The sequence below is a fragment of the Sporosarcina sp. FA15 genome, assembly GCF_051550195.1.
Lineage (GTDB): Bacteria > Bacillota > Bacilli > Bacillales_A > Planococcaceae > Sporosarcina > Sporosarcina psychrophila.
In genome coordinates this window covers 794433-817124 of sequence record NZ_CP188818.1, presented here as the reverse complement: position 1 = coordinate 817124, position 22692 = coordinate 794433, and the positions used below count along the sequence as shown (strand labels likewise).

Here is a 22692-nt window from a genome sequence, read left to right as displayed (position 1 = left end):
AAGTTCTACAAACTCCAAAAGCCTATACCTAAAATGATTAATCCTCGTCCATTTTCAAGACAGCCATAAATGCTTCTTGAGGCACTTCAACCGATCCTACTTGTTTCATACGTTTTTTACCTTCTTTTTGTTTATCAAGAAGTTTACGTTTACGGGAGATATCTCCGCCGTAACATTTAGCAAGAACGTTTTTACCCATTGACTTGATTGTTGAACGTGCGACAATCTTTTGTCCGATAGCTGCCTGTACAGGCACTTCAAACTGTTGTCTTGGGATTAGTTTACGTAACTTTTCAACAATCGCTTTTCCGCGATCATATGAGAAGTCTTTGTGGACGATAAAACTGAATGCATCGACGTGCTCGCCGTTTAGGAGAATGTCCATTTTGACGAGTTTCGATTGTTTGTAGCCAATCAGTTCATAGTCAAGTGATGCATACCCTTTCGTACCAGATTTCAATTGGTCAAAGAAGTCATAGACGATTTCTGCAAGTGGCAGTTCATAAATGATATTGACACGTGTTGAATCCAGGTAGTCCATTGTCATGAAGTTCCCCCGTTTATGCTGGCACAGTTCCATAACAGAACCGACATATTCGTTAGGCACCATAATAGATGCTTTTACATATGGTTCTTCAACATAATCGACTTTTTGTGCATCCGGCATCATTGCAGGGTTGTCCACTTTCATTTCAGAACCATCTGTAAGTACGACATTATAAATAACACTCGGTGCTGTTGTGATCAAGTCTACATTGAATTCTCGTTCAATCCGTTCCTGAATAATCTCCATATGCAAGAGACCAAGGAATCCACAACGGTAACCGAAACCAAGTGCTTGTGATGTTTCTGCTTCGAATTCAAGTGCTGAGTCATTCAATTCTAATTTCTCAAGTGCATCACGCAGTTCATTATATTTTGATGTATCAATTGGATATAGTCCACAGAACACCATCGGATTCATCCGGCGATAACCAGCTAGCGGTTCGCTTGCAGGGTTTTTCACGCTTGTAATCGTGTCCCCAACTCGTGTATCTCCAACATTCTTAATCGAAGCGGATAAATAGCCAACGTCTCCGACAGTCAATTCATCTCGGGGTGATATTTTTGGTGTGAAGACACCTGTTTCAAGTACCTCGAAATCTTTACCAGTCGCCATCATGTGAATCTTATCGCCTGGCTTAACCGTACCTTGCATAATTCGAATATTAACAATAACCCCTTTGTATGGGTCATAATGCGAGTCAAAAATAAGCGCTTGGAGCGGAGCATCCGGATCCCCCAGTGGAGCTGGAACCTTTTCTACAATCTGTTCCAAAATATCTACGATTCCGATACCTGCTTTTGCCGATGCAAGGACTGCTTCTGAAGCGTCCAGCCCAATAACATCTTCAATTTCTTTTCTCACACGTTCCGGATCTGCTGCGGGTAAATCAATTTTATTGATAACCGGTAAAATTTCAAGCTCATTATCAATTGCCAAGTAAACGTTTGCCAGTGTTTGTGCTTCAATTCCTTGCGCCGCATCGACAACAAGGATTGCACCTTCACAAGCTGCAAGACTTCGAGACACTTCGTATGTAAAGTCGACGTGTCCTGGCGTATCGATCAGGTGGAATGTGTATTCCTGCCCGTCTTTAGCTGCATACGTCAACTGCACCGCATTCAATTTGATTGTGATTCCGCGTTCTCTTTCAAGATCCATCGAATCCAACGTTTGTGTCTTCATTTCTCTTGCTGTTAACGTTTGGGTTTGTTCTAGAATACGATCCGCCAATGTTGATTTCCCGTGATCGATATGAGCGATGATGGAAAAGTTCCGGATATTCTTTTGACGTGCTGCTCTCTGTTCATGATTCATAGTCAGTTCACTCCTATTTTAGCTATATGAATTATAGCAGTGAACCGCGCATACTTCAATATTCGGCACGATTAGAATTTTCAATGACAGTTGTAGCCGCCTTCGCTAAGACAGCAATTGTTCGATTTAGTTGATCTTCAGTGTTGCCGATTCCTCCTAGTTCCACGACAAGAAGAGACGGATCAAGGTCCTGATTATACTTTCCATCAACACCTGGCCCGTGCTTCATGACTAGGTTTCGTGTTATCCCCGGTACAAGCAGTTCCATTTCATTCTTCAGTAGCACAGCATTTGCTCGATTACGCTCAAAGTTCGAATGTTCCATGCCTATAACAAATGCCACTTTCGCATATTGTTCATCATTGAACGCAATTGTTGTTATATCCGGACCAGCCGAATCCCTGTGAAGATCGATTATCAAATCATACTTTTTTTCCTGTATTTTCTTCTTGACATGTGGTCGGATTGCATTATAGGCACCGGTATGGGGCACCTCTACAGCTATCATATCCGTTTCAATTCCGTTGAATTGTAGTTGCGTTTTTAATTTCTCACCAAATTTTGTAATGTTTTCAGTTTGGTGGGATACAGTGATTTTTCCTTCTTTCGCCTGTGTCACAGGTTTAAAGGCTTCGTGGTAATGGGTGAAATAGAGTAATGCTTTCCCTTCTGCCTCTGATGCTTGTATTGGCATTAGCTCCGACTCTGGTTCTGGCTCTTTTTCTGTTTCTGTTTCTGTTTCTGTTTCCTCTTCCAAAATATTTGCGGCGTATACCATGTAAGTAGACTCTTTCACGAGATTAGAAGATTTCGCCGACTGTCCCTTCGGAAATGTTGTGATAATCATTGGAAACAGGAAGAGAAATAAGATAAGTGTGCCCCATATTTGCAGTGTTTTTTTCAAATGGCATCCCTCCGTGTTCCAACTATATGCGTTGGAACACGAGTTAATGACTGTTTTTTATAGTCGAAATCCAGTTCGTCAATGAATCGGCAAGTGATTCCGCATAAAGTGAAACCCATGAATCAATCTCTTTCGGAGAGACAAATGTCCGTAATTCATGGTTCGTCAACACTTCTTCAAACAACTGGATACGGTCTTCGTGCGGCCACGTCGCCCAATCACCAAAGATTGGTAGCAGATTAGCTCGGTCAGCATCCTTATTTTCAGTGTGCAGCCACGGCGTAACGGAAAGTCTTGATGAAGGACTGTCCTTCTCCTCTATTTTTGAAGCAATATAACCAAACATGGAATTGATGGCATCCGCTATTAGAACAGGACCGTCAACGACAGTCGGAATTCCGATTGCGATTACAGGTATTCCAAGTACTTCTTTTGAAATCTCTTTACGGCTATTGCCAACACCAGATCCTGGATGGATACCCGTATCCGTCAATTGAATCGTTCGGCAAAGCCTTGAACTATCTCTTGCCGCAAGTGCGTCGATGACGATAAGTAAGTCGGGTTTTATTTCAGTAACAAGAGCTTTTACAAAGTCCGATGTTTCCAAACCCGTTTGAATCGTCACACCAGGCGCATAGACGAATACTTCGCTGCCCTCTTCGGAATAATAGCCAGGCACAATATCTCGCAACCTGTCCATCGTCAGTGGGCCCACAGCATCGGGCGTGATGTCACGATTGCCAAGACCTATTAAAAGAATCTTTCCCGTTTTGAGCGTGGTAATATCCACAAGGATTTCATCCAGTTTTTCGATTAACACACGCGACATATCAGCAAGTCCTTCTCGATCATCCGCTGTAAGTGCCGGAACTGTCAGCGTAATATAAGTTCCCTGCTTCTTCCCGATCTTTTCCTCACCTTGCGCATCGACTTTTACAGAAGTCACAATGACCCGACCTAATCTTTTTTCGCCAAACAAAACCCCATCTGATTCTTTCAACTTATTTTTGTCATCCGCCGTCCGGTGACGGACTACTTCTTCACTCTCATCTAGAAGATCCGTTCGATAAAAATCATACTTCTCCATACAATCACCTCACCTTTAAGTTTGTGCGATGTGACTCAGAAATATTCTTTGTTCTTTGATTAATTATCCTGTCTCCAGCATGCTCTATGCTCAGGGCCGACAGAACGCTACGAACTACGCCACCACTTCTTTAAATTTCTAGTTGCTGGGGAATTAATAAAAATCTCGACTTGTAGATATTTTCTAACATAAGGATTTCACGTCCAGTACTTGATGGGGCTGAACAGATGCTTGCGCATTTGTTCTTGCAATCTGGCGCTTGATTTGATAAAATAATGCTTGTTGTGAAAGAGATATCCGAAACTTCGTGGAAACACTCTTGCCTTACCTGAAATTGGAGGTGAATGAAATGCCAAACATTAAATCTGCAATCAAACGCGTAAAACAAAGCAATGCTGCGAACGAGCAAAACTCGAATACAAAGCACGCGATGCGTACTGCTGTACGTAAAGCTGAAACTGCTCTTGACGCTAAAGACGAAAACGCTACTGGCCTACTAAGAGATGCGATCAAAAAAATGGATACTGCTGCACGTAAAGGCCTTATCCATAAAAATACTGCATCACGTCAAAAAGCACGTCTTACTAAAAAAGCACTTTAATTTTCAACCTAAGAAAGGCCGCCCGATTATCGGACGACCTTTCTTTTTTTATTGTCATTTTTTATTTTCTCAACGGCTCCATAAAGAACAACTCCAGAATTCGTTCTCTTTTCCCACTAGATGATTTCAATTTATAGTCAATGGCCGCAAGCTTACTTAAGATCAATAGCAAACGTTCAGAACTTGGCAGACTTCTATTCTCCATCATTAATTTCACACGGTACGGATGAACACTTAACGTTTTTGCAATTTGATGTTGCTGGTATCCTTTTTTCTGAAGTAAACCCACATGGACCATGAGCCTAACTTGACTTGCAATAAGTGAAGTCAACATGATTGGCTCTTCACCGTTACGTAATAAGTCATGGTAGATGGCCACGGTATTCGACACTTTTCCAGAAACGTAGGCATCTGTTAATCGGAAGACATCCATTTCTGGAGTCCGTGGTACGAGCGACTCAATTACATCTGCCGTAATATCCCCATTACCATTCAAATAGGTAGCCATTTTACCAATTTCAGATGACAAAGCAAGCAGGTCATCCCCCGCCATTTTCACGAGAAATTCTGCTTCAGTTGGTCCAATTCGTGATCCATTTGCCCCCGCTTCCTGCTGAATCCACGTGAACAGATCCTTCCCTTGCAGTCGTTTTGATTCTATGACAGTCGCATGTTCTTTTATTATTTTGGTAATCCGTTTTCGTGCATCCAGTTTTTCATATGGTGCTATAAATACAACCGTTGCCGTTGGTGAAGGATTTGCCAGCCAAGCTTCCAACAGCTCCAAATTATGTGTCACTTTCTCTCTGGTTTTATCTGATGCTTTTAAAAATGATGCGTTTCCAGCTATAATTAATTTTCGGTCTTCAAGGAATGGTAGTGTATCCGCCTCTTCCATGACTGCTTCTACAGGTGTCTCATCCAAATCAAACCGAATGACTGATGCAGCATCAATGTCAGGTAATGCTTTTTTCAGCCGTGTAATTGTGGAGTCGAATAGATGTTGTTCGAGACCAGTCAATAAGTAGACCGGATCGATTTCCCCAGCAGCTATTTTTTTCCATATTGCATTTGCCACATTATTCACCTCTTCCAAATCGATTACGCCTCAGCGCAATTTCGTCCAAATTTTTAATTGCACTTGTGCCCGCAGGATCCGACGATTTTAGTCTGGGTTCCCCTAATCAGCAAGAAACTTGCCCACCATCGATGTATAAGCGTTTTACCATTCATCCCACTGCTTATAATAGGGGGAACTTCTATATCTGACGCTTCGCTTTCAGTACAAAAAAATTGCTGAATCAAATTAAATACATTCCAATTATACAGTATAGCAAAACGACTGTATGGACAAATTGTGTCAGTTCCAGCCGGACATGTTTAAAAAGTTGATTGCTATGGATTTTTACCATGGAATCATCTATACTATAATGGAATCAGGAGGTGTAGCAATGAATGAGTTTGAACATGATGTACAGTCCAAACGTAATGATTTAATCGATTCAGGAATCGGCTTTGTAGTCGCTTTCGTAGCATTCTCAGCTATTTTTGTTATTGCTACTATAATCGACGTAGTCGCTGGCTAATATGTTTGAAAAAAACGGACAACACATCCTATCCAGGGTGTTGTGTTCGTTTTTTTATTTTTTCATACTCGAAACTTCGAAATGATCTTTTTTAACAGTTACAGTAACCGACCCAAATTCAGCGGTTGACATTGTTGGTAACCCCTTCTTTTCAAACGTTGCGACGACCTCAGGGTGAGGATGTCCGTATCTGCTGTTTCGACCTGCCGAAAAGATGGTTAGTTCTGGACGAAGCACGTCGACAAATGGCTCCGTACTCGATGTCCTGCTGCCATGATGCCCCGCTTTCAAAATGACGGGACCGAAATCAGAATGCCCGTAGTCGCGAAGAAATTGAGCTTCTCCCTCTTTTTCCATATCTCCTGTCAATAAAAACGAAGGTCCCGATGTTTTCATGAAAAGGACAAGTGAACTTGCATTCCCATCATATTTCCCTTCTTTAGGTGCCACATAATGAAAATTCGAGCTCCCTTTTGTCCAAGAGACTCCTTCTTTCATCGACAACATCGGAATGCGTTTGTCCCCTACAATCTGCATGATTTCTTTCATCGCTACTTCAAATTCACTTCCTGGTGCAATATGAATTTCACCAACTGTCAGCTCTTCTAAAACTTCATCTGCCCCTTCCATATGATCCGCATCGGCGTGAGAAATAATTAGTTTATCAATTTTTGCAATACCTCGGCCTTTCAAATAAGGAACAACGATTTTTCGACCTACTTCAAACTGCTTTGTAGGCGTTTTCCAATTCGGGTCGCCAAATGTAATGGTTCCGCCCGCGTCAATCACATATACCGCTTGCCGATAAGGCAATTCGATAACGATACTGTCCCCTTGTCCGACATCTAAAAATGTTACCTTTAACGAGCTGTCCATGTACGGTATGAAATGAATGACGAGTGCAGGCACGAGCACAATTGGCAACGACTTAAAAACATTGGCCCCTTCTTCACTGCGCATAAAGAACAGCAAGACTCCTGCTACAGCTATAGATGTCCAAAGCGCATCCGGTTTTCCTGGAGTCCATAGTTGATAGGGTAAATAAGATATCCAACTTGTTACTCCTCCTACGATTCCCCTGAAAGGCTCATATACCATGAATAATAGACCAGCAACCTTCGGCAATATCGATGTCATGATTAGTAAAACAATGTTTGCTGGCAAAATAATGAGTGAATATAGAGGTACATAAGCAAGATTAACAACAAATGATGAAATCGACAGCTCATGAAAATGAAATAGTAATACTGGATACAAAGAAAGTTGGCTGATTGACGTGACGAGAAACGATACACCAAAAGCAGTCTTTGCCTTGGCTAAAATACCGGAAGAATAGACGAGTGAACAAGCTGCCAAGTAAGACAACTGAAAACCTGGCTGAAATAGAATAAATGGTTGATAGAGGATAAAACAAGCTGCACTTATCGCCAGTGCATCATCCAGTCTCACCTTCACCCTCCCTGACGACGCGAGAAGGACGAGTATAGTCACCGATACCGCACGCCAGACTGAAGGTGCCCCTCCAGCCATAACGGCATACAGAGGCAACAGTGCCATAACAAGTGTATCAATTGTTTCTTTCCTTATAGTTGCTCTTAGTAGCAATTCCCGCAACATGAATGTAAGCAGTCCGACGTGCAACCCTGAAATCGCAAAAAGATGTGTAATGCCAAGTGTCCGATAACTTGATGCCAGTTCTTCATCCATCCCGCTTCGATCACCAATAAGCAAAGCTTCAGCTTCCACTTTCAGCGTCTCAGGGAATGTAGCCCCGATATGATTTTTCACTTTCCGCCTCTGTCCAGATAATCGTGTACTGATACCAGAATTTTTTTCTACCTGAATAATCGTCTCAGATTCAAATAGCCCTGATGCTCCATACATTCTCATATACTTCGTCATGTCGAAAGAATAATCATGTGAAGGAATATCCGGTTTGCGAAATGAACCTGACATCGTGAATGTCACGGACGGGATATTCATCTCAAGAAAACGAGTTTTTTGTTGTTCACTGCTAATTGTATAGATGGCGTATACTGTTTCACCGGTAGATGTTTTAGCAAATCCCTTCATCTTGCCACCATCAATTTTCACATTATCGGTCCAAGAGATGCTAAGGGTTGCATCGCCGGATTCTTTGATTATAGGAATCGTCGCTGAAATATAGAAAAAAGAGAAGGTAGCGGTCGCAACCGCGAGGATAGGTGTGAGGAAATCTTCTTTTCTACTCAAGAAGATGGGAAGAAGAAATAAATTACAGAGTAATAGATAAACCGGACCGTATACAGCAAATGCTGATACGGCGACCGGGATTGCTAAATACATGAAACGTACACGTGAAATCATTTGTCGAATAAGCTATCCACCCTTTTTTTATAGGGGGCAAGTTCTTCATTCCCAGCGCCTAGTGCCTGCATTTTTAGAAGCATTTCATTGATAAGTTCTAACTTACTTTCGCTGGAAAAGTCGACTTTCTTTTCATTGAACGGAATATGCTGAACGGAAACATCCGACTGTGTAAATAACTTTAATGCATATTCGTCGTTTTTATAATCTGTTGCATAGATGACATGCTTAATGCCTGCTTGAATAATTGCTTTCGAACATTGTAGGCATGGGAAGTGCGTCACATACAGCGTTGATCCTGCAACAGGTATGCCATACTTCGAACATTGCAGCAATGCATTCATCTCTGCATGGATTGTCCTCACACAGTGGCTCTCAATGACATAGCAACCATGGTCAATACAGTGGTCTCCCCCTGATATGGAACCGTTGTAGCCGCCTGCAATGATCCGGTTATCTCTTACAATTGATGCTCCGACAGAAAGTCTTGTACATGTACTTCTTACTGCTAATAGATGGCACTGGGCCATAAAAAACTGGTCCCACGTTATTCGCTCCATTGTGAATGCCTCCAATATTTATTTCGTTTAATATGTTTCCCTACTATATAGGCTATATGAAAGATTCCACTCCATACCGCTTCGGCTACCCCTGGAAGGCGCCTACGCTAAGCTCTTATATGAAATTCAATAGTTCAATTAATATAGAATGTACTCCATTTAATTCACAGTAATCTGAGATTCTAGTTTTTCAAATGTTTTCTGACCGATTCCAGACACTTCCATCAATGATTCCGGTGATTTAAAATCGCCATGATCCGTTCGGTATTGAACAATTGCTGCCGCTTTTGAGGGTCCCACACCTGGGATCGTCATCAATTCTTTTTCATCCGCGGTATTAATATTGACTTTTCCGTCATCTTGGGGCGCACTTGCACCGCTTAATGGAGTGAAAGAAATATCTAGTACTTCTTCTCCAATGATCGGTACATAGACGACGAATTCATCCGCCAGTTTCATAGCATGGTTCAACATTCTAGAGTCAGCGTTTGGTAAATAGCCGCCTGCTGCGTTTATAGCATCTATCAGGCGGTCTCCATCTTGCATCGAATAGACACCGGGGTGCCTAACAGCGCCTTTCACATCGACAACGATGGGAGCTGGAGCAATTTGAATACTACTTACAATTTCTTCTTCAATCTTTTCTTCAATCAATTCAGGGAATGGGTTTTGTTCGCTCATGACAAACGTATTATCGTCAGCCTGTCCTTTGGGGAAGAACAGAAAAGCGGATATGACAGCGATTGCTGCAATTGGGGTTATAATCTTACGCCATTTACCGGATACAAACGAAAGAAACAGTACAGTCACCCTTTCTTCGGCGGCATCCATATGGAGTACATTCAACTATAAATGAATGCCGACCAAAAATCAAATCTGCCTTGGCGTATTTGCGTCCAGATCAAGTAAAGAAGTTAGCCAAAGAACGTCGCATCCTTGCGACAATGGCTAACTGACCTGCATCACGCAGGCCTGACCTTGCTCGATAATTCATCTGAAAATCTGTGACATCCGTCGGAGGCTTAATTTTATTCAGTGAGGGCTAACCCCTCACCGAATAAAATGAAAAGGTTTATTTTCTGACTTGGAAAAATATTCGTTCGCTTTCTTCGTGTGGCGCTTCATCTTCCCAATCTGCAAAAATCCGTTCAATCGAAAAACCTGTGTCCATAAGCATATCTGCATAGTCACTTACTGGAAACGTTCGTTGCGTGTGAACCTCATCAAAACGCCTATACAACCCACTTTCGCTCTTAACGAAAAAAGCCAGTTCAGAATAAACGGAGTGAAGTTCTTCGCCTTCTTCCGTTATCCATATGTATGTTATTCGACCATTATCAAAAGTAAAAGGACCTTCCATGAAGATGACATCCGTTTTAAAAGTTGAATGGACATCAAAGATCAATTTTCCACCAACCGCAAGGGCCGAATGGATTTGCCGAAATGTCGATAGCACATCTTCACGATTCGATAAATAGTTTAACGAATCAATGGCGATAACCGCGATATCATAGTCCGCAAACCCCTCTAGCTGTTGCATAGGTTGTTCGATAAATTGCACAGGCAAAGAAAGCGACTGTGCACGCTCTTCTGCCACCACTAACATGTCGGCAGAAAGATCGATCCCAGTCACTTGTGCTCCTTGCTTAGCAAGTTTCATGGATAAAAGGCCTGTTCCACATCCGATATCTAGCACACGTTTACCATCAATCCCCCCTGCCGCTACATCAATAATATCAATGTAGGCGTCATAGGGAATATCGGTCATTAGTTCATCGTAGACAGAAGCGAATTCGGAATAAGCCTGATTCATCTTTCTTCAGCCATGTCCAACATTGGTGCGTCTCCCCAAAGCTTTTCAAGGTTGTAGTAACCGCGTTCATCTTTATGGAATACGTGAACGACAACATCGCCTAAATCAACGAGTACCCATCTTGCCATATCCATTCCTTCGATTCTTTTTGTAATAAATCCAGCTTCAGAAGCTTTGTCAGCTACTTCTTTTGCAATTGCTTGGACTTGGCGTCCTGAATTTGCATGACAGATAATAAATTGGTCCGCGATAAGTGATACCCCTTCCATATTCAGTACAACAATGTCCTCGCCTTTTTTATCGTCGATTGCTTTATAAGCTGTTTCTAGTAATGTAGTAGTCATAATTTCACTGTTCCCTTCTTATTAACTGATTGTAACAGTCTATTGAGTCCGGAAAAACCGGTACTCTTTTATTCACAAGAAACTGCACTGACTGATAAATGCAAGCTTCCATTGCTGTATCAAGGTTTTCTTCAGCTTTTACTCTTAACTCATCCACTCCTGGAAAGCGGCGTCCAGGTTCAATCATATCAGAAACATAGATCAACTTTTCGAGCGGGGACATAGTCGCCCGACCGGTTGTATGATAGCGGATTGCGTTTAGGATATCCGCGTCACTAATCCCAAATTCATCTCGTGCGATAATCGCCCCAACTGGAGCATGCCACAACTCATGATGAAATGACAAGAGCCGTGAATCTTCGTTTGCTGTGTTTAAAACTTGATGCAGGTCAGCCTTGTCCATGAATTTTGCAATATCATGAAATAGCGCCGCTTGCTCAGCTTTAATCACTGGAAGTCGATACTTCTCAGCTAATCTTTTTGCCGTTTCCGTTACCCGTAAAACGTGTTCATAACGTTGTTTCGGCATACGTTTAGCGATTTCTATTTTCAACTGTGCAACTTCCATACAAACCCTCCTCGCGAATAAAAGCTTCCACTGCAGGCGGGATAAGCAATTGGACGGCACCATTCTCAGAAAAGCGTTGTCGAATCAATGTTGAAGACAACTCAATTTGTGGGATATCCACCATAATGATTGGATAATCCGTTGTTCCGTTAGTCCCTGGACGTCCAACACCTACGAAATTGACAAGAGTGACAAGTTCTTCAATCCGGTGCCATTTAGGCAACAAATCAATCATATCACCGCCGATTATAAAGTAAAATTCAATCTCCGGTTCAATTTGTGTCAATTGTCTCATTGTATCAAACGTATAAGAAACACCGCCACGTCCTACTTCAAAAGCAGACACAGTCAAGCCATCAATAGCCATCACAGCAAGTTCCACCATCTGCAAACGCTGTTCAGCAGTCGCATCACCAGGTGCAGTTTTATGCGGTGGAACCGCCGTCGGCATTAATCGAACTTCATCAAGACCGAGGGATTGCTTTACTTCATTCGCAACAATTAGATGACCGATATGAGGCGGGTTAAATGTACCGCCAAGAATGCCAATCTTTTTCATATGGGCTTACCTCACTTATGGAAGTTCGATCCGTTTTTTCTCAACTGATTCTTTATATAAAACAATGATCTTGCCGATAACTTGAACGACTTCAATGCCTACTTGTTCTTCAAGTTTCGCTGCAATTTCATTTTTATCTTGGTCACAGTTTTGTAGAATTGTTACTTTGATTAATTCTTTTGCTTCAAGCGCTTCTTCAATCTGCGTGATGACCGATTCTGTTAAACCACTTTTACCAATATGGACAAGTGGTTGTAGACGATTCGATTCGCCGCGAAGAAAGCTTTTTTGTTTATTAGTTAACATAGTTATTTATCCTCCAAGAGTTGTCGTTATTTTGTCAATCATAAATCCTGTTTCAGGGCGGACTTCTGTCCATGTCTCGAACGTAAGCGCTCCTTGATGGACGAACATGCCGACCCCATTCATTGTGCTTGCTCCCCTTTTACGGGCTTCTGCAAGGAATGCCGTTTCAAGTGGGTTATAGATAATATCGGCAACAACAGTTCCTTCAGACATATTTTCCGGGTTTAAAGGCATTCCTTGTTGTGAAAAGTTCATGCCAACGGATGTCGTCTGGACGATTAAACCAAATTCGGCTAAAGATAATTCTGCCTCCGCTACCGATAGAACCGCCGAATCGGAAAGTTCAGTTGCTAATTGTACGGCTTTCTCCAGTGTACGGTTCGTGATAAAGATAGGGCCGTATCCCGCGGAATGAAGTGCAAAAGCGATACCGCGTGCAGCGCCGCCTGCGCCAATAACGAGAACTTTTTTATCCTTACACTGCTCACCACAGGCTACCTCCAAAGATCGGACAAATCCCTTGCCGTCCGTATTGGAGCCCACAAGTGTGCCATCCTCGAGTACGTGGACAGTATTCACTGCGTTCATTTGTCGCGCGGAAGAATCCAACTGATTAAGAAACGGGATAATAGCACTTTTATGCGGAACAGTGACATTAAATCCTGAACAGCCTAAGTTCTTTAAGCCCTCTACTGCTTCCCGGAGTCTGTCTTCAGTTACATGTATTGGGATATAGGCTGCGTCTATACTTTCTTCATCAAACCAAGCTTCGTGCATGCTCGGAGACATTGACTGTTTGATTGGATCTCCGATAACCGCATACCACTTTTTCATAATGAGTCCCTCCTTAGATTAATGAAGGGCGTAGTACAACGTCTACCCCACGAGGTGCATGAATTGCGACTACTACATTAGGATGCTGAATCGTGATCCAACCTAGCCCTGAAATTACAATGTCTGTTTTCGCTTTTTTAATCGAAAATTCATGACGGACAAATGGTGGTAACGTTTCAAGTGATTCACCAGACGGCGGCGCTAGCATCCCACCAAGGTGTTCTTTGTACAAATGATCCGCATTGGAAAGCTTTGTCCGGTGAATTGATAATTCATTCGAAACATGAATTGTAAACGACGAACGGTCACCAGAAATAAAGTCAAAACGTGCAAGACCAGCGATATATAGTGTCTGTTCAGCGTTCAGCTGGAATACTGACGGTTTCAATTCTTTTTTAGGTGTGATTGCCTTCAAATCATTTGCATCCAAATGATGTGCAATCTGATGATGATTAATAATACCAGGTGTATCATAAATTGCTTTGCCATCTTCAAATGGAATTTCAACAAGATCTAAAGTTGTTCCTGGGAAATGAGAAGTCGTAATTACTTCTCCAATACCAGTCGCCCCTTTAATGATGCGATTGATGAACGTTGATTTCCCGACGTTCGTGCAGCCGACTACATAGACGTCTTTCCCACGGCGATGTTTATCAATCGCTGTGAGTGCTTCTTCCATTCCTTTGCCTTTATGAGCAGAAACAAGTAAAACATCAACAGGTTTTAAGCCAAGTTTAGCCGCTTCAGCTTTCATCCAGTTGATAAGACGGTTCGGGTTAATTGATTTCGGTAAAATATCTGCCTTATTACCGATTAATAAAATATCTTTATTGCCAACAAAGCGGTGCAGACCGTTTATCCAGCTACCATTGAAGTCGAAAATATCGACGATTTTAACGACCAAACCGTCTTTTTGACCAATACCATTTAAAATAGCGAGGAAATCATCGCCCGATAATGATACGGGTTGTAATTCATTATAATTGCGCAGTCGGAAACAACGCTTGCAAATAACGTCTTCTTTTTCTAAAGAAGCTGGTGGCGTATAGCCTTCCAATTTCGGGTCTTCAGTCTGGATTGTTATTCCACAACCGATACATTTAATTTCTTCCAAGCTTATTCCTCCCACTTAATCAAGCCACGGCGTTTCAATCCCGCCATGATCCTTCTTTCAATCTTCCTGTTGAACTTCGTAATAGCGGCGTCTGACGTCGCGACAGGCACTACGAGTATCGTATGTAGCCCTTTTCTGTTACCGCCGAGTATATCGGTTAGCAACTGGTCACCGATGACGACGACTTCCTCTTTTTTGACGTTCATAGAAATGAGTGCCTTTTGGAATGATTTCCGCATTGGCTTACGTGCATCATTTATGAATGGAATGCCAAGAGGTTCGCAAAAGGCTTTAACACGCATTTCATTGTTATTTGAAACAATGGTAACCTGTATGCCCGCATCTTGCATTGATGTTATCCATTCGATGATTTCAGGTGTTGCATCCGGCCTGTCCCACGCGACAAGCGTATTGTCCAGGTCCGTGATTACCCCTTTGATTCCTTTATCTTTTAATAATTCAGGTTGAATATGAAAAATGTCTTTTACATACTCATCTGGTAAAAAATACTTATACACGATATCCACTCCGATATAGTACTTAATCTGAAACGATTATAACATAACAATGCAACTTACACGCATTGATAAGAAAAGCGCAAGGCGCCGTTTAGCCCCGAAAAGCGCTGGAAGGCTTGACGATAAAGGCGCTCTTTGCCTTTTCGGCAAGACCGAAGCGACTCGAGGGGCTGGCGCCTGGAGCCTAGACACTAAGAAAAGCGCAAGGCGCCGTTTAGCCCCGAAAAGCGCTGGAAGGCTTGACGATAAAGGCGCTCTTTGCCTTTTCGGCAAGACCGAAGCGACTCGAGGGGCTGGCGCCCGGAGTCTAGACACTAAGAAAAGCGCAAGGCGCCGACTCGATTAGAGAAACGCAAGTTACGTTCATCTCACATCAAGCTGGCTTAAATTAGGACATCCTTTATCGCCTGTCCGACTAAAAAAACGGTGATACGGCAAGAGCCGACCGCATATGCTGTCATACAACGACACAGGAGGTGGCCCGATGAGCGGGTTTGTCATGGCGATTGTCCAGCTATGGCTCGAAATTCCTGCAGTGATTGGCTATATTAGAGGGCAGGCTTTCCAGCGCCCTCTATCCAAAGAGGAAGAAGCAGCTTGCCTGCAACGTCTTGCAGAAGGCGACGAAGATGCTCGAGATGAATTGATTGAACGTAATATGCGGCTCGTCGCCCACATCGTAAAAAAATTCCACCCAAAACACGAACTACTTGATGATTATATCTCAATTGGAACAATTGGACTCATGAAGGCGGTAAACAGTTTCACTCCGGATCGCAAAACGAAACTGGCCACATACGCCGCTCGCTGTATTGAAAATGAAATACTCATGTATTTACGAACACAGAAAAAGGTACAAAAAGACGTCTCCCTCTTTGATCCGATCGGTATGGATAAAGATGGCCAATCCTTGCAAATTGCTGATTTGCTTCAAACAGATGATGAATCGCCGGTCGATGCAGTCGAACAAAAAGAAAGAAAAGAAAGGTTGTACAGACATCTTGGAAAACTTGACGGCCGGGAACTTGAAATCATTCAAAGACGATATGGTCTGTTAGATGACCTGCCTATGACGCAAAAAGAAATTGCCGAGCAGCTCGACATTTCGAGAAGCTATGTCTCTCGTATCGAAAAACGCGCAATCGTTAAACTGTACCAGCTATTCAAACATGAATACAATGATTCAAATTAAGGACCAAAAGCGCAAGCACCTGTTCAGTGGCACTAGAGTCTTGACGTGAATTACCTTCATTTGTAGGTTATCCACAGTGCAAGATTTTATAATTCCATAAGTAATAAAGAAAAGGCGTTTCCACGCGGGAGTGATCCCAGCATAGGAAACGCCTCTTCTTTTACAGCTCAGTCCGCGCTAACCTCACGGGAGATGACAACTGCAATAATTGTTGTTGCGATAAACACGCCTGCCATTAAAAATAACATAGTTAAATCCCTCCTCGAAAAAGAATATCTGCAAGATCTATTCATATACCTATCTTACCATGAAATGCTTAAAGTTTCGAGATGACTTTTAAAACAATATCTGTGGAATGACGTGCCGCAACTGGAAGGAACTCATCAAAACTAATTGGTGACTCTTTTCCTGCAATATCTGATAATGCCCGAATGACAACAAACGGCGTACCAAACTGATGGCATACTTGAGCGACGGCCGATGCTTCCATATCCGCAGCGATCATCAGAGGGAATGTCTCTTTCACTTTTTTAACATGTTCAGTATTGCTCATAAACGTGTCACCCGAAGCGATAAGTCCTGTAGCATGTGCATGTGCTCCTACTTCATCGACAGCAGCACGAGCTGCATCCACAAGCCCTAAATCTGCTGGATACGCTGCTGGTTGTCCTGGAACTTGACCATGCTCGTAGCCAAAAGCAGTTACATCGACATCATGATGACGCACTTCATTGGAAATAACGACCGTGCCGACTTCAAGTGAATCATGGAATCCCCCTGCTGAACCTGTATTAAGAACAACATCCGGCTTATAATTGCTTAGTAATAACGTCGTTGCAATCGCGGCGTTTACTTTACCAATCCCACTTTTCACAAGTACAACATCATGCTCACCGATTTTCCCTTCGATGAATTCACACCCTGCAATTGTTGTCGCAAGACCTGAATCTATTTCTTCACGTAAGAGTATTACTTCTTCTTCCATTGCGCCAATTACTGCTATCTTCATAGTATTCCCTCCACTAAACTGCATTTAATAATCAAAGTCCAATGTTGTTAATTTATCCATTTTTACAGGTTTCCAGCCTTCGCCATCCACCCATTCGAGATAGACACGGTATTTCTGTGTACTATCTCTTGACGAAACGATTCCAATAGACTTCTGTGGTCCACCGCCGTTTTTAATCTTCAAAAAGATCATTGAATCTTGTGGTAGACCAGTTGCATAGGCAAGTGCTTGCTTTTTCTCATTCCAATCCACTGAAGTGCCATCATACTGGGATACGTGCTCGCCTGTTTGTGTCGTACCTACAGGCTTCCATGCATTATTGACAATCGTCTCGGCAATGATTGCGTCGTCTGAAGGAACGGATGTTACCGAGCCAGATTCCTCACTACCGTCTTCATTAGTTGTTTCGTCGACTTGTTCGGTTTCTGTAGTGTTTTCTGGTGCAGATCTCTCTTCGTCCTTTGTTGGATTACTATCTTCTGTCGCATTATCCTTATCGTCATCTTCAACGTCTTCTGCCTTATCATCATTGACAGTGCTATCATTTGCAGTTTCTTCAATATCGTTCGGTTCATTATCACTCTTGTTGCCAGAGAAAATGGCCACTGTAGCGATAACAATAAGAACTACAACAACTGCAATCATACTGTTCAAAATTTTATTTCGGTTACGACCTTTTTTTCGTTCAACTCTCGAAAGATCAGGTTCTCGTTCTGTCATTCACATATCAACTCCTGTTAAGATTTTGACGATTGCCAGTATGTAATAGACGAGTAGCAACGTAATTTGTTTCATAAAGTTCTAAAAAGGTATTTCATTGAATTCGCTGCACTGCTCGGGGATGGCATCAGCCTAAGGGCCTCGGTTACTCCTGTTAAGGTGCATTCTCTCAGTTTATTTATAGGCATTCATTTATTCAACTTTTATCGTAAATCATAAAGTACGAAAACCGCCCTCACAATAGAGGGCGGCTATCAGTAAATCATTTTATATCAAGAATTGTAACTGACATTTCTCCACCCGGTGTAATAATTTTCACTTGATCACCTTTAGAACGACCGATAAGTCCTTTTGCAATCGGTGAATCATTTGAAATAAGACCTTCGATTGGATTCGCCTCTGCAGAACCAACAATCGTATACGTCTCTTCATCTCCGTCTGGCAGTTCTTTAAATGTGACGGTTTTCCCAAGGCGTACTTCGTCAGTATTTAGTTCGTCTGCTGTGATGATTACCGCATTGCGGATCATCGACTCAATAGAAGCAATTTTACCTTCAAGGAAACCTTGATCTTCTTTCGCGGAATCGTATTCCGAGTTTTCCGAAAGATCCCCGTGACTACGCGCGATTTTTATGCGCTCGACAACTTCTTTTCGTTTAACTGATTTTAGAAAGTCTAGCTCTTCTTCAAGCTTTTGTTTACCTGATGCAGTCATTGGAAATTTCTTTTCTGTAATCATTACACACACCACTCCCTAATATTCCTGTTCATAAAAATACTATGCCGCTCCTACGACAGGTATGCGACATAGTGCTAAATCTGTATAGAATTCTGTCATTATCATATTACAATTCTGTTCCAGATTCAAGAATTGTTTTTATTTTCGTAACCATTAGGTCGATTGCGACTTCATTATGACCGCCTTCTGGAATAATAATATCGGCATACCTTTTCGTTGGTTCGATGAATTGATTGTGCATTGGGCGTACAACAGACAAATATTGCTCGATGACCGAATCAATTGTTCTACCCCGCTCATTAATGTCACGCATAATACGACGAATGATACGCAAATCCCCGTCTGTATCGACAAATAATTTGATATCCATTAGATCACGTAACCTCGCGTCCTCAAGAACCAAAATCCCTTCCAGGATAATGACATCTTTCGGTTCGATAATAATCGTCTCTTCAGACCGCGTGTGTAATGTATAATTATACACGGGTTTTTCTACGAGCTTTCGGTCAATAAGGGTTTCAACATGATGAATTAGTAGATCTGTATCGAACGCCAGCGGATGATCATAATTCGTTTTCAACCGTTCCTCAAATTCCAAGTGAGACTGGTCTTTATAATAATAATCCTGTTCGATAACAACCACAGAATGCTCTTTAAACACATCGTAGATTGAATTGGTAACACTTGTTTTACCCGATCCTGAGCCACCTGCAATACCGATGACGAGAGGTTTTCTAGATTTCATTTCAAACTCCCTTTACGCATCAGAATATCCCGTTATTCTAGGATATCCACATTAATGTCTTTTTATTTTTTTACCGCAATTAAAAGCCCGTCTCCAACCGGAAGCAAAGACGTTTCGTACTCAGGATTGTTCATAACCCATTCAGTGAACTCTTTCAAGTTGCGTATCATTGTGCGATTTCGCCTCGGGATATCCTTATCTTCGAGCAGCACTATACCATGCATGAACATATTATCGCAATAAATAACGCCCCCGGCTTTGAGGCTAGACGCATATTTTTCAAAGAATCGTTTATATTGCCCTTTAGCAGCATCAATGAAAAGCGCATCGTAAGTCTTATCGAAAATCTCAGCACTGTCGGTTAACAGCGCGTCCGCTTCAATAATAGCAATCCTTTGTTCAAAACCACTCCGCGTGATGTAGTCAACCGCTTTCAAATACCGATCAGTATCTCTTTCAATAGTCACAATAGAAGCCTTAGGTAGTGCCCCAGCAATCCGTATCGCCGAATAGCCGATTGCACTACCAATTTCAAGGATACGTTCCGGATTTTGAATTCTTAATAGGCTAATAAATAAGTCGATGCCCTCATTATCCATGATTGGAACATGATGTTCTTTCGCATATTGTTCTATCTCAACAATGAGTGTATCTCTTTCTTTCACAAAACTTGCAAGATATGTCTTATAGTTATCCATTGCGTTCATCTCCAGTTCAAGACCGTCAATCCCCTGATAAATAAAGTGTCCGGTTTTTCAAATGCTGATCATAAGAATCCGTAAAATGATTGACACCTTTCTTATCGGCTAAGAAAAATAGATAGTTCGTTTTAGAAGGGTCTATAACTGCTTCGATTGAAGACCTTCCTGCTCCCGCAATCGGTCCAGGCGGCAATCCTTTGACGACATACGTATTATAGGGATCTTCTATTTCAAGATCTGAATAAAGTACTCTATCTTTGTGCTCACCTAGTGCGTAAAGGACTGTTGGATCCGTTTGAAGCGGCATATCTATCTCCAAGCGATTGTAAAATACACTGGCAATCGTTTCTCTATCTGATTGCGCCGTCGCCTCTTCTTCAAGCAGCGATGCGAATGTCAACAACCAATGAACTGATTTATCATTGCTTTGCAGATAATCGAGATAAGGCGTTACATTTAGCGCAGTCCCCTGAATCATCGAATTGACTATTGTTTCAAGAGATGGTTTTTCTTCAAAAAACGGATAAGTTGCTGGGAATAAATAACCTTCCAACGGATATTTAACGTTTTCTGCTTTAATATCTTCTGTCAAGATTTTCGAATATTTCCCCATCAACATATTGACGGTTGCTTCGTCATTTACATAAGCAAGGAATTCTTTCTCTGAAATCCCTGTACTTTTTTCGACAATTTTAGCAATTTGTTTCAATGTCAGTCCTTCTGGAACAGTCATTGTAAAGACTGGTTCTCTATAAACTTTTCCTGTTTTTAAACTTTCGATGATTTCGTCAAGCGTCATCGATTTCGTTAAGCCATACGTCCCTGCTTGAAACTGAGAATTGTTATTGAACTTCACGTAATATTTGAACAGACGAGCATCTTTAACAATCCCATTTTCTTCAAGTTTCGCTGCAATAGTGTCTACACCAGACCCGATAGGAATTTCTACTTCAATGACTTTTTCGGAATCTGGGTCCATGGGTTGAAGGGCCCCTGTTATGTATTTATAGACGTAACGGCCACCAATTAAGCCAATAAGCACTAGAACAAGTACGATTACTAGCACAATCCTTCTAACGATTTTCACTTCTTTCTTCTTTTCACGCATCCGCTCGAACATGATATCTTTTTTCGAACCATCATCCATGCGTAATCCACCTCTTTCGTTCGAAGCATAATAAGAAAAGCGCAAGGCGCCTACCTATAGGGAACGCAGCTTAAATGCGCCACTTCCTATGGCAACAGCTGCATGACCTACATCCTGTAGGCCCGCGACGGGCATAAGTCGATCCAGCGACGTGGCGCTCTTTGCCACATAACTGGATTGCTTATGACCCGAGCGGCTGGCGCCTGAAGCCTAGACACTAAGAAAAAGCGCAGACCGACTAAATTCGCGATGTTCTGTGGCAACGTCGACACTAGTACGTCCTGTATGTCGGAGGGCCTTAAGGACTGAAGCGACTCGAGGGGCTAGGCGCTCGAGTCAAGACATTGCTCAAGGTTCTGACCTACTCTTTCTCATCTCTCAATGAAAAAACGGAACGGCCTGTACCGCACCGTCCCGTCCGTGCACATATAGTTTACTCTTCGTCTTCTTCGTCCTCTTCTGCAAGGAACGTGTTCAACATTTCTTCAATCATTTCCCACTCTGCGTCGTCTTCGATAGGCATCAATTCGCCATCTTCATTGTCTTCAGAAGGTACAAATGCAGATGCATGGATTTCGACTTCTTCGTCGTCATCCGTATCTTCTTCACCAAGTACATGATAAAGAACGTATGATTTACCGAATTCCTCTGAATCAAATGTAAAGATTACTTCACATACGTGTTCCTCGCCGTTTTCATCTACAATCGTCATTGTTTCTTGTCCGTGTTCCATTACGATCACCTCATCTATTTTTTGAATCAAGATACCCTTGGAGTATCATGATTGCTGCCATCTTATCGATAACAGTCTTTCTTTTCTTACGACTAACATCTGCATCGATTAGCACGCGTTCCGCTGCCATCGTCGTCAATCGCTCGTCCCATAATGCAACAGGAAAGCCGAATGTTTGTTTCAAAAGCTCAGCATAATCTTGAGATGCTACTGCTCTTGGTCCGACTGTATTATTCATGTTCTTAGGGAATCCTACCACAAATCCGCTCACCTCGTATTCTTTCACGAGTTCCTGGATTCTTTCCATGCCAAACTGGCCAGCACCTTCATCGACCTTTACTGTTTCAATGCCTTGGGCAGTCCACCCAAGCGCATCACTGATCGCGATGCCAACCGTTTTGGATCCAACATCCAACCCCATTGTCCTCACTCTGTTTTCCCTCCGTTTTCACGAACGTAAAACTTCACAAGTTCTTCTAGGATCTCATCCCGTTCCAACTTTCGGATTAAGTTACGTGCATCGTCATGACGTGGTATATAAGCTGGATCGCCCGAAAGAAGATAACCTACAATCTGATTAATTGGACTGTAGCCCTTTTCGTCAAGTGCCTTGTGCACATGAAGCATAACCTGCTTCACTTCTTGCTCCATTGACTCTTCAGGAAAGTTAAATTTCATCGTCTTATCGTATGACTCCATAATCGA

The 22692-nt window shown here is 42.3% G+C and carries 27 protein-coding genes; 3 read left to right on the top strand and 24 right to left on the bottom strand.

What is annotated here, in order from left to right:
• Positions 1 to 37: 37 nt before the first annotated feature.
• The 3 genes from lepA to gpr are packed head-to-tail and all read right to left on the bottom strand — an operon-like array spanning position 38 to position 3852.
• A complete protein-coding gene (lepA, locus tag ACP8HG_RS03940; protein WP_067208324.1) occupies positions 38 to 1861 on the bottom strand; it encodes a translation elongation factor 4 in 1824 nt (607 codons plus the stop codon).
• Between the two features lie 55 nt (positions 1862 to 1916).
• Entirely contained in the window at positions 1917 to 2765 is an 849-nt protein-coding gene (spoIIP, locus tag ACP8HG_RS03935; protein WP_399631914.1) for a stage II sporulation protein P, read from the bottom strand.
• A gap of 43 nt (positions 2766 to 2808) precedes the next feature.
• A complete protein-coding gene (gene gpr, locus ACP8HG_RS03930; protein WP_067208319.1) occupies positions 2809 to 3852 on the bottom strand; it encodes a GPR endopeptidase in 1044 nt (347 codons plus the stop codon).
• Positions 3853 to 4201: 349 nt separating this feature from the next.
• Between gpr and rpsT the strand changes: the two genes are divergently transcribed.
• Complete coding sequence (rpsT, locus tag ACP8HG_RS03925) at positions 4202 to 4453, top strand: 30S ribosomal protein S20 (RefSeq protein ID WP_067208317.1); 252 nt, start codon at positions 4202 to 4204, stop codon at positions 4451 to 4453.
• Positions 4454 to 4514: 61 nt separating this feature from the next.
• On the opposite strand, the gene holA is transcribed toward rpsT, so the two are convergent.
• A complete protein-coding gene (gene holA, locus ACP8HG_RS03920) occupies positions 4515 to 5531 on the bottom strand; it encodes a DNA polymerase III subunit delta (RefSeq protein ID WP_438298214.1) in 1017 nt (338 codons plus the stop codon).
• A 373-nt stretch (positions 5532 to 5904) separates the two neighbouring features.
• On the opposite strand from holA, the gene ACP8HG_RS03915 reads away from it, so the two are divergent.
• Entirely contained in the window at positions 5905 to 6039 is a 135-nt protein-coding gene (locus tag ACP8HG_RS03915) for a YqzM family protein (RefSeq protein WP_082786541.1), read from the top strand.
• 54 nt (positions 6040 to 6093) lie between these two features.
• Here ACP8HG_RS03915 and ACP8HG_RS03910 read toward each other — a convergent pair whose 3' ends face one another.
• The 11 genes from ACP8HG_RS03910 to ACP8HG_RS03860 all read right to left on the bottom strand — a co-directional run bounded on the left by ACP8HG_RS03910 (position 6094) and on the right by ACP8HG_RS03860 (position 15004).
• On the bottom strand, positions 6094 to 8385 hold the full coding sequence (locus ACP8HG_RS03910; protein WP_438298213.1) for a DNA internalization-related competence protein ComEC/Rec2: 2292 nt from the start codon (positions 8383 to 8385) through the stop codon (positions 6094 to 6096).
• Positions 8382 to 8945, bottom strand: coding sequence for a ComE operon protein 2 (locus ACP8HG_RS03905; RefSeq protein WP_438298212.1), 564 nt, complete (start codon positions 8943 to 8945; stop codon positions 8382 to 8384). The genes ACP8HG_RS03910 and ACP8HG_RS03905 overlap by 4 nt, the downstream gene beginning before the upstream one ends.
• Positions 8946 to 9104: 159 nt before the next feature.
• Positions 9105 to 9791, bottom strand: a complete 687-nt coding sequence (locus tag ACP8HG_RS03900; protein WP_438298211.1) for a helix-hairpin-helix domain-containing protein — start codon at positions 9789 to 9791, stop codon at positions 9105 to 9107.
• Between the two features lie 226 nt (positions 9792 to 10017).
• Positions 10018 to 10758: a class I SAM-dependent DNA methyltransferase gene (locus ACP8HG_RS03895; RefSeq protein WP_067208305.1), complete on the bottom strand. Its 741-nt coding sequence runs from the start codon at positions 10756 to 10758 to the stop codon at positions 10018 to 10020.
• Entirely contained in the window at positions 10755 to 11102 is a 348-nt protein-coding gene (gene rsfS / locus ACP8HG_RS03890; protein ID WP_067208302.1) for a ribosome silencing factor, read from the bottom strand. Before rsfS ends, ACP8HG_RS03895 begins: the two co-directional genes overlap by 4 nt.
• 4 nt (positions 11103 to 11106) lie before the next feature.
• Positions 11107 to 11670, bottom strand: a complete 564-nt coding sequence (gene yqeK / locus ACP8HG_RS03885; protein ID WP_438298210.1) for a bis(5'-nucleosyl)-tetraphosphatase (symmetrical) YqeK — start codon at positions 11668 to 11670, stop codon at positions 11107 to 11109.
• Positions 11636 to 12229 (bottom strand): nicotinate-nucleotide adenylyltransferase, encoded by a 594-nt coding sequence (locus ACP8HG_RS03880; RefSeq protein WP_067208296.1) that lies wholly within the window; start codon positions 12227 to 12229, stop codon positions 11636 to 11638. The genes yqeK and ACP8HG_RS03880 overlap by 35 nt, the downstream gene beginning before the upstream one ends.
• Positions 12230 to 12244: 15 nt before the next feature.
• Entirely contained in the window at positions 12245 to 12535 is a 291-nt protein-coding gene (yhbY, locus tag ACP8HG_RS03875) for a ribosome assembly RNA-binding protein YhbY (protein WP_067208293.1), read from the bottom strand.
• A 6-nt stretch (positions 12536 to 12541) separates the two neighbouring features.
• A complete protein-coding gene (gene aroE, locus ACP8HG_RS03870) occupies positions 12542 to 13369 on the bottom strand; it encodes a shikimate dehydrogenase (RefSeq protein WP_438298209.1) in 828 nt (275 codons plus the stop codon).
• Positions 13370 to 13382: 13 nt separating this feature from the next.
• Positions 13383 to 14483, bottom strand: coding sequence for a ribosome biogenesis GTPase YqeH (gene yqeH, locus ACP8HG_RS03865; protein WP_187047491.1), 1101 nt, complete (start codon positions 14481 to 14483; stop codon positions 13383 to 13385).
• 2 nt (positions 14484 to 14485) lie between these two features.
• On the bottom strand, positions 14486 to 15004 hold the full coding sequence (locus ACP8HG_RS03860) for a YqeG family HAD IIIA-type phosphatase (RefSeq protein WP_067213911.1): 519 nt from the start codon (positions 15002 to 15004) through the stop codon (positions 14486 to 14488).
• Between the two features lie 481 nt (positions 15005 to 15485).
• Between ACP8HG_RS03860 and sigK the strand changes: the two genes are divergently transcribed.
• On the top strand, positions 15486 to 16193 hold the full coding sequence (sigK, locus tag ACP8HG_RS03855; RefSeq protein WP_067208284.1) for an RNA polymerase sporulation sigma factor SigK: 708 nt from the start codon (positions 15486 to 15488) through the stop codon (positions 16191 to 16193).
• A gap of 316 nt (positions 16194 to 16509) precedes the next feature.
• On the opposite strand, the gene mtnN is transcribed toward sigK, so the two are convergent.
• The 9 genes from mtnN to ACP8HG_RS03810 all read right to left on the bottom strand — a co-directional run bounded on the left by mtnN (position 16510) and on the right by ACP8HG_RS03810 (position 22686).
• Complete coding sequence (gene mtnN, locus ACP8HG_RS03850; protein ID WP_067208280.1) at positions 16510 to 17202, bottom strand: 5'-methylthioadenosine/S-adenosylhomocysteine nucleosidase; 693 nt, start codon at positions 17200 to 17202, stop codon at positions 16510 to 16512.
• A gap of 24 nt (positions 17203 to 17226) precedes the next feature.
• On the bottom strand, positions 17227 to 17922 hold the full coding sequence (locus ACP8HG_RS03845; RefSeq protein WP_067208279.1) for a YrrS family protein: 696 nt from the start codon (positions 17920 to 17922) through the stop codon (positions 17227 to 17229).
• A 262-nt stretch (positions 17923 to 18184) separates the two neighbouring features.
• Positions 18185 to 18661, bottom strand: a complete 477-nt coding sequence (gene greA, locus ACP8HG_RS03840; protein WP_067208276.1) for a transcription elongation factor GreA — start codon at positions 18659 to 18661, stop codon at positions 18185 to 18187.
• Positions 18662 to 18767: 106 nt separating this feature from the next.
• A complete protein-coding gene (gene udk, locus ACP8HG_RS03835; protein ID WP_067208274.1) occupies positions 18768 to 19406 on the bottom strand; it encodes a uridine kinase in 639 nt (212 codons plus the stop codon).
• A gap of 62 nt (positions 19407 to 19468) precedes the next feature.
• Positions 19469 to 20104: an O-methyltransferase gene (locus ACP8HG_RS03830; protein WP_082786540.1), complete on the bottom strand. Its 636-nt coding sequence runs from the start codon at positions 20102 to 20104 to the stop codon at positions 19469 to 19471.
• A gap of 25 nt (positions 20105 to 20129) precedes the next feature.
• On the bottom strand, positions 20130 to 21254 hold the full coding sequence (mltG, locus tag ACP8HG_RS03825; RefSeq protein ID WP_340741937.1) for an endolytic transglycosylase MltG: 1125 nt from the start codon (positions 21252 to 21254) through the stop codon (positions 20130 to 20132).
• Between the two features lie 433 nt (positions 21255 to 21687).
• Positions 21688 to 21987, bottom strand: a complete 300-nt coding sequence (locus tag ACP8HG_RS03820; protein ID WP_067208268.1) for a DUF1292 domain-containing protein — start codon at positions 21985 to 21987, stop codon at positions 21688 to 21690.
• A 10-nt stretch (positions 21988 to 21997) separates the two neighbouring features.
• The gene (gene ruvX / locus ACP8HG_RS03815) at positions 21998 to 22417 is read right to left on the bottom strand and encodes a Holliday junction resolvase RuvX (protein ID WP_067208266.1); all 420 of its coding nucleotides are present in this window, start codon (positions 22415 to 22417) and stop codon (positions 21998 to 22000) included.
• Entirely contained in the window at positions 22414 to 22686 is a 273-nt protein-coding gene (locus ACP8HG_RS03810; protein ID WP_067208264.1) for an IreB family regulatory phosphoprotein, read from the bottom strand. The genes ruvX and ACP8HG_RS03810 overlap by 4 nt, the downstream gene beginning before the upstream one ends.
• Positions 22687 to 22692: the final 6 nt, after the last annotated feature.

Excerpts from the sequence above, each read along its gene's own strand:
- lepA (WP_067208324.1), bottom strand. The coding sequence starts at position 1,861 with ATGAATCATGAACAGAGAGCAGCACGTCAAAAGAATATCCGGAACTTT.
- gpr (WP_067208319.1), bottom strand. The coding sequence starts at position 3,852 with ATGGAGAAGTATGATTTTTATCGAACGGATCTTCTAGATGAGAGTGAA.
- rpsT (WP_067208317.1), top strand. The coding sequence starts at position 4,202 with ATGCCAAACATTAAATCTGCAATCAAACGCGTAAAACAAAGCAATGCT.
- ACP8HG_RS03915 (WP_082786541.1), top strand. The coding sequence starts at position 5,905 with ATGAATGAGTTTGAACATGATGTACAGTCCAAACGTAATGATTTAATC.
- ACP8HG_RS03910 (WP_438298213.1), bottom strand. The coding sequence starts at position 8,385 with ATGATTTCACGTGTACGTTTCATGTATTTAGCAATCCCGGTCGCCGTA.
- ACP8HG_RS03905 (WP_438298212.1), bottom strand. The coding sequence starts at position 8,945 with ATGGAGCGAATAACGTGGGACCAGTTTTTTATGGCCCAGTGCCATCTA.
- ACP8HG_RS03895 (WP_067208305.1), bottom strand. The coding sequence starts at position 10,758 with ATGAATCAGGCTTATTCCGAATTCGCTTCTGTCTACGATGAACTAATG.
- rsfS (WP_067208302.1), bottom strand. The coding sequence starts at position 11,102 with ATGACTACTACATTACTAGAAACAGCTTATAAAGCAATCGACGATAAA.
- yqeK (WP_438298210.1), bottom strand. The coding sequence starts at position 11,670 with ATGGAAGTTGCACAGTTGAAAATAGAAATCGCTAAACGTATGCCGAAA.
- ACP8HG_RS03880 (WP_067208296.1), bottom strand. The coding sequence starts at position 12,229 with ATGAAAAAGATTGGCATTCTTGGCGGTACATTTAACCCGCCTCATATC.
- yhbY (WP_067208293.1), bottom strand. The coding sequence starts at position 12,535 with ATGTTAACTAATAAACAAAAAAGCTTTCTTCGCGGCGAATCGAATCGT.
- aroE (WP_438298209.1), bottom strand. The coding sequence starts at position 13,369 with ATGAAAAAGTGGTATGCGGTTATCGGAGATCCAATCAAACAGTCAATG.
- sigK (WP_067208284.1), top strand. The coding sequence starts at position 15,486 with ATGAGCGGGTTTGTCATGGCGATTGTCCAGCTATGGCTCGAAATTCCT.
- mtnN (WP_067208280.1), bottom strand. The coding sequence starts at position 17,202 with ATGAAGATAGCAGTAATTGGCGCAATGGAAGAAGAAGTAATACTCTTA.
- ACP8HG_RS03845 (WP_067208279.1), bottom strand. The coding sequence starts at position 17,922 with ATGACAGAACGAGAACCTGATCTTTCGAGAGTTGAACGAAAAAAAGGT.
- greA (WP_067208276.1), bottom strand. The coding sequence starts at position 18,661 with ATGATTACAGAAAAGAAATTTCCAATGACTGCATCAGGTAAACAAAAG.
- udk (WP_067208274.1), bottom strand. The coding sequence starts at position 19,406 with ATGAAATCTAGAAAACCTCTCGTCATCGGTATTGCAGGTGGCTCAGGA.
- ACP8HG_RS03830 (WP_082786540.1), bottom strand. The coding sequence starts at position 20,104 with ATGGATAACTATAAGACATATCTTGCAAGTTTTGTGAAAGAAAGAGAT.
- mltG (WP_340741937.1), bottom strand. The coding sequence starts at position 21,254 with ATGGATGATGGTTCGAAAAAAGATATCATGTTCGAGCGGATGCGTGAA.
- ACP8HG_RS03820 (WP_067208268.1), bottom strand. The coding sequence starts at position 21,987 with ATGGAACACGGACAAGAAACAATGACGATTGTAGATGAAAACGGCGAG.
- ACP8HG_RS03810 (WP_067208264.1), bottom strand. The coding sequence starts at position 22,686 with ATGGAGTCATACGATAAGACGATGAAATTTAACTTTCCTGAAGAGTCA.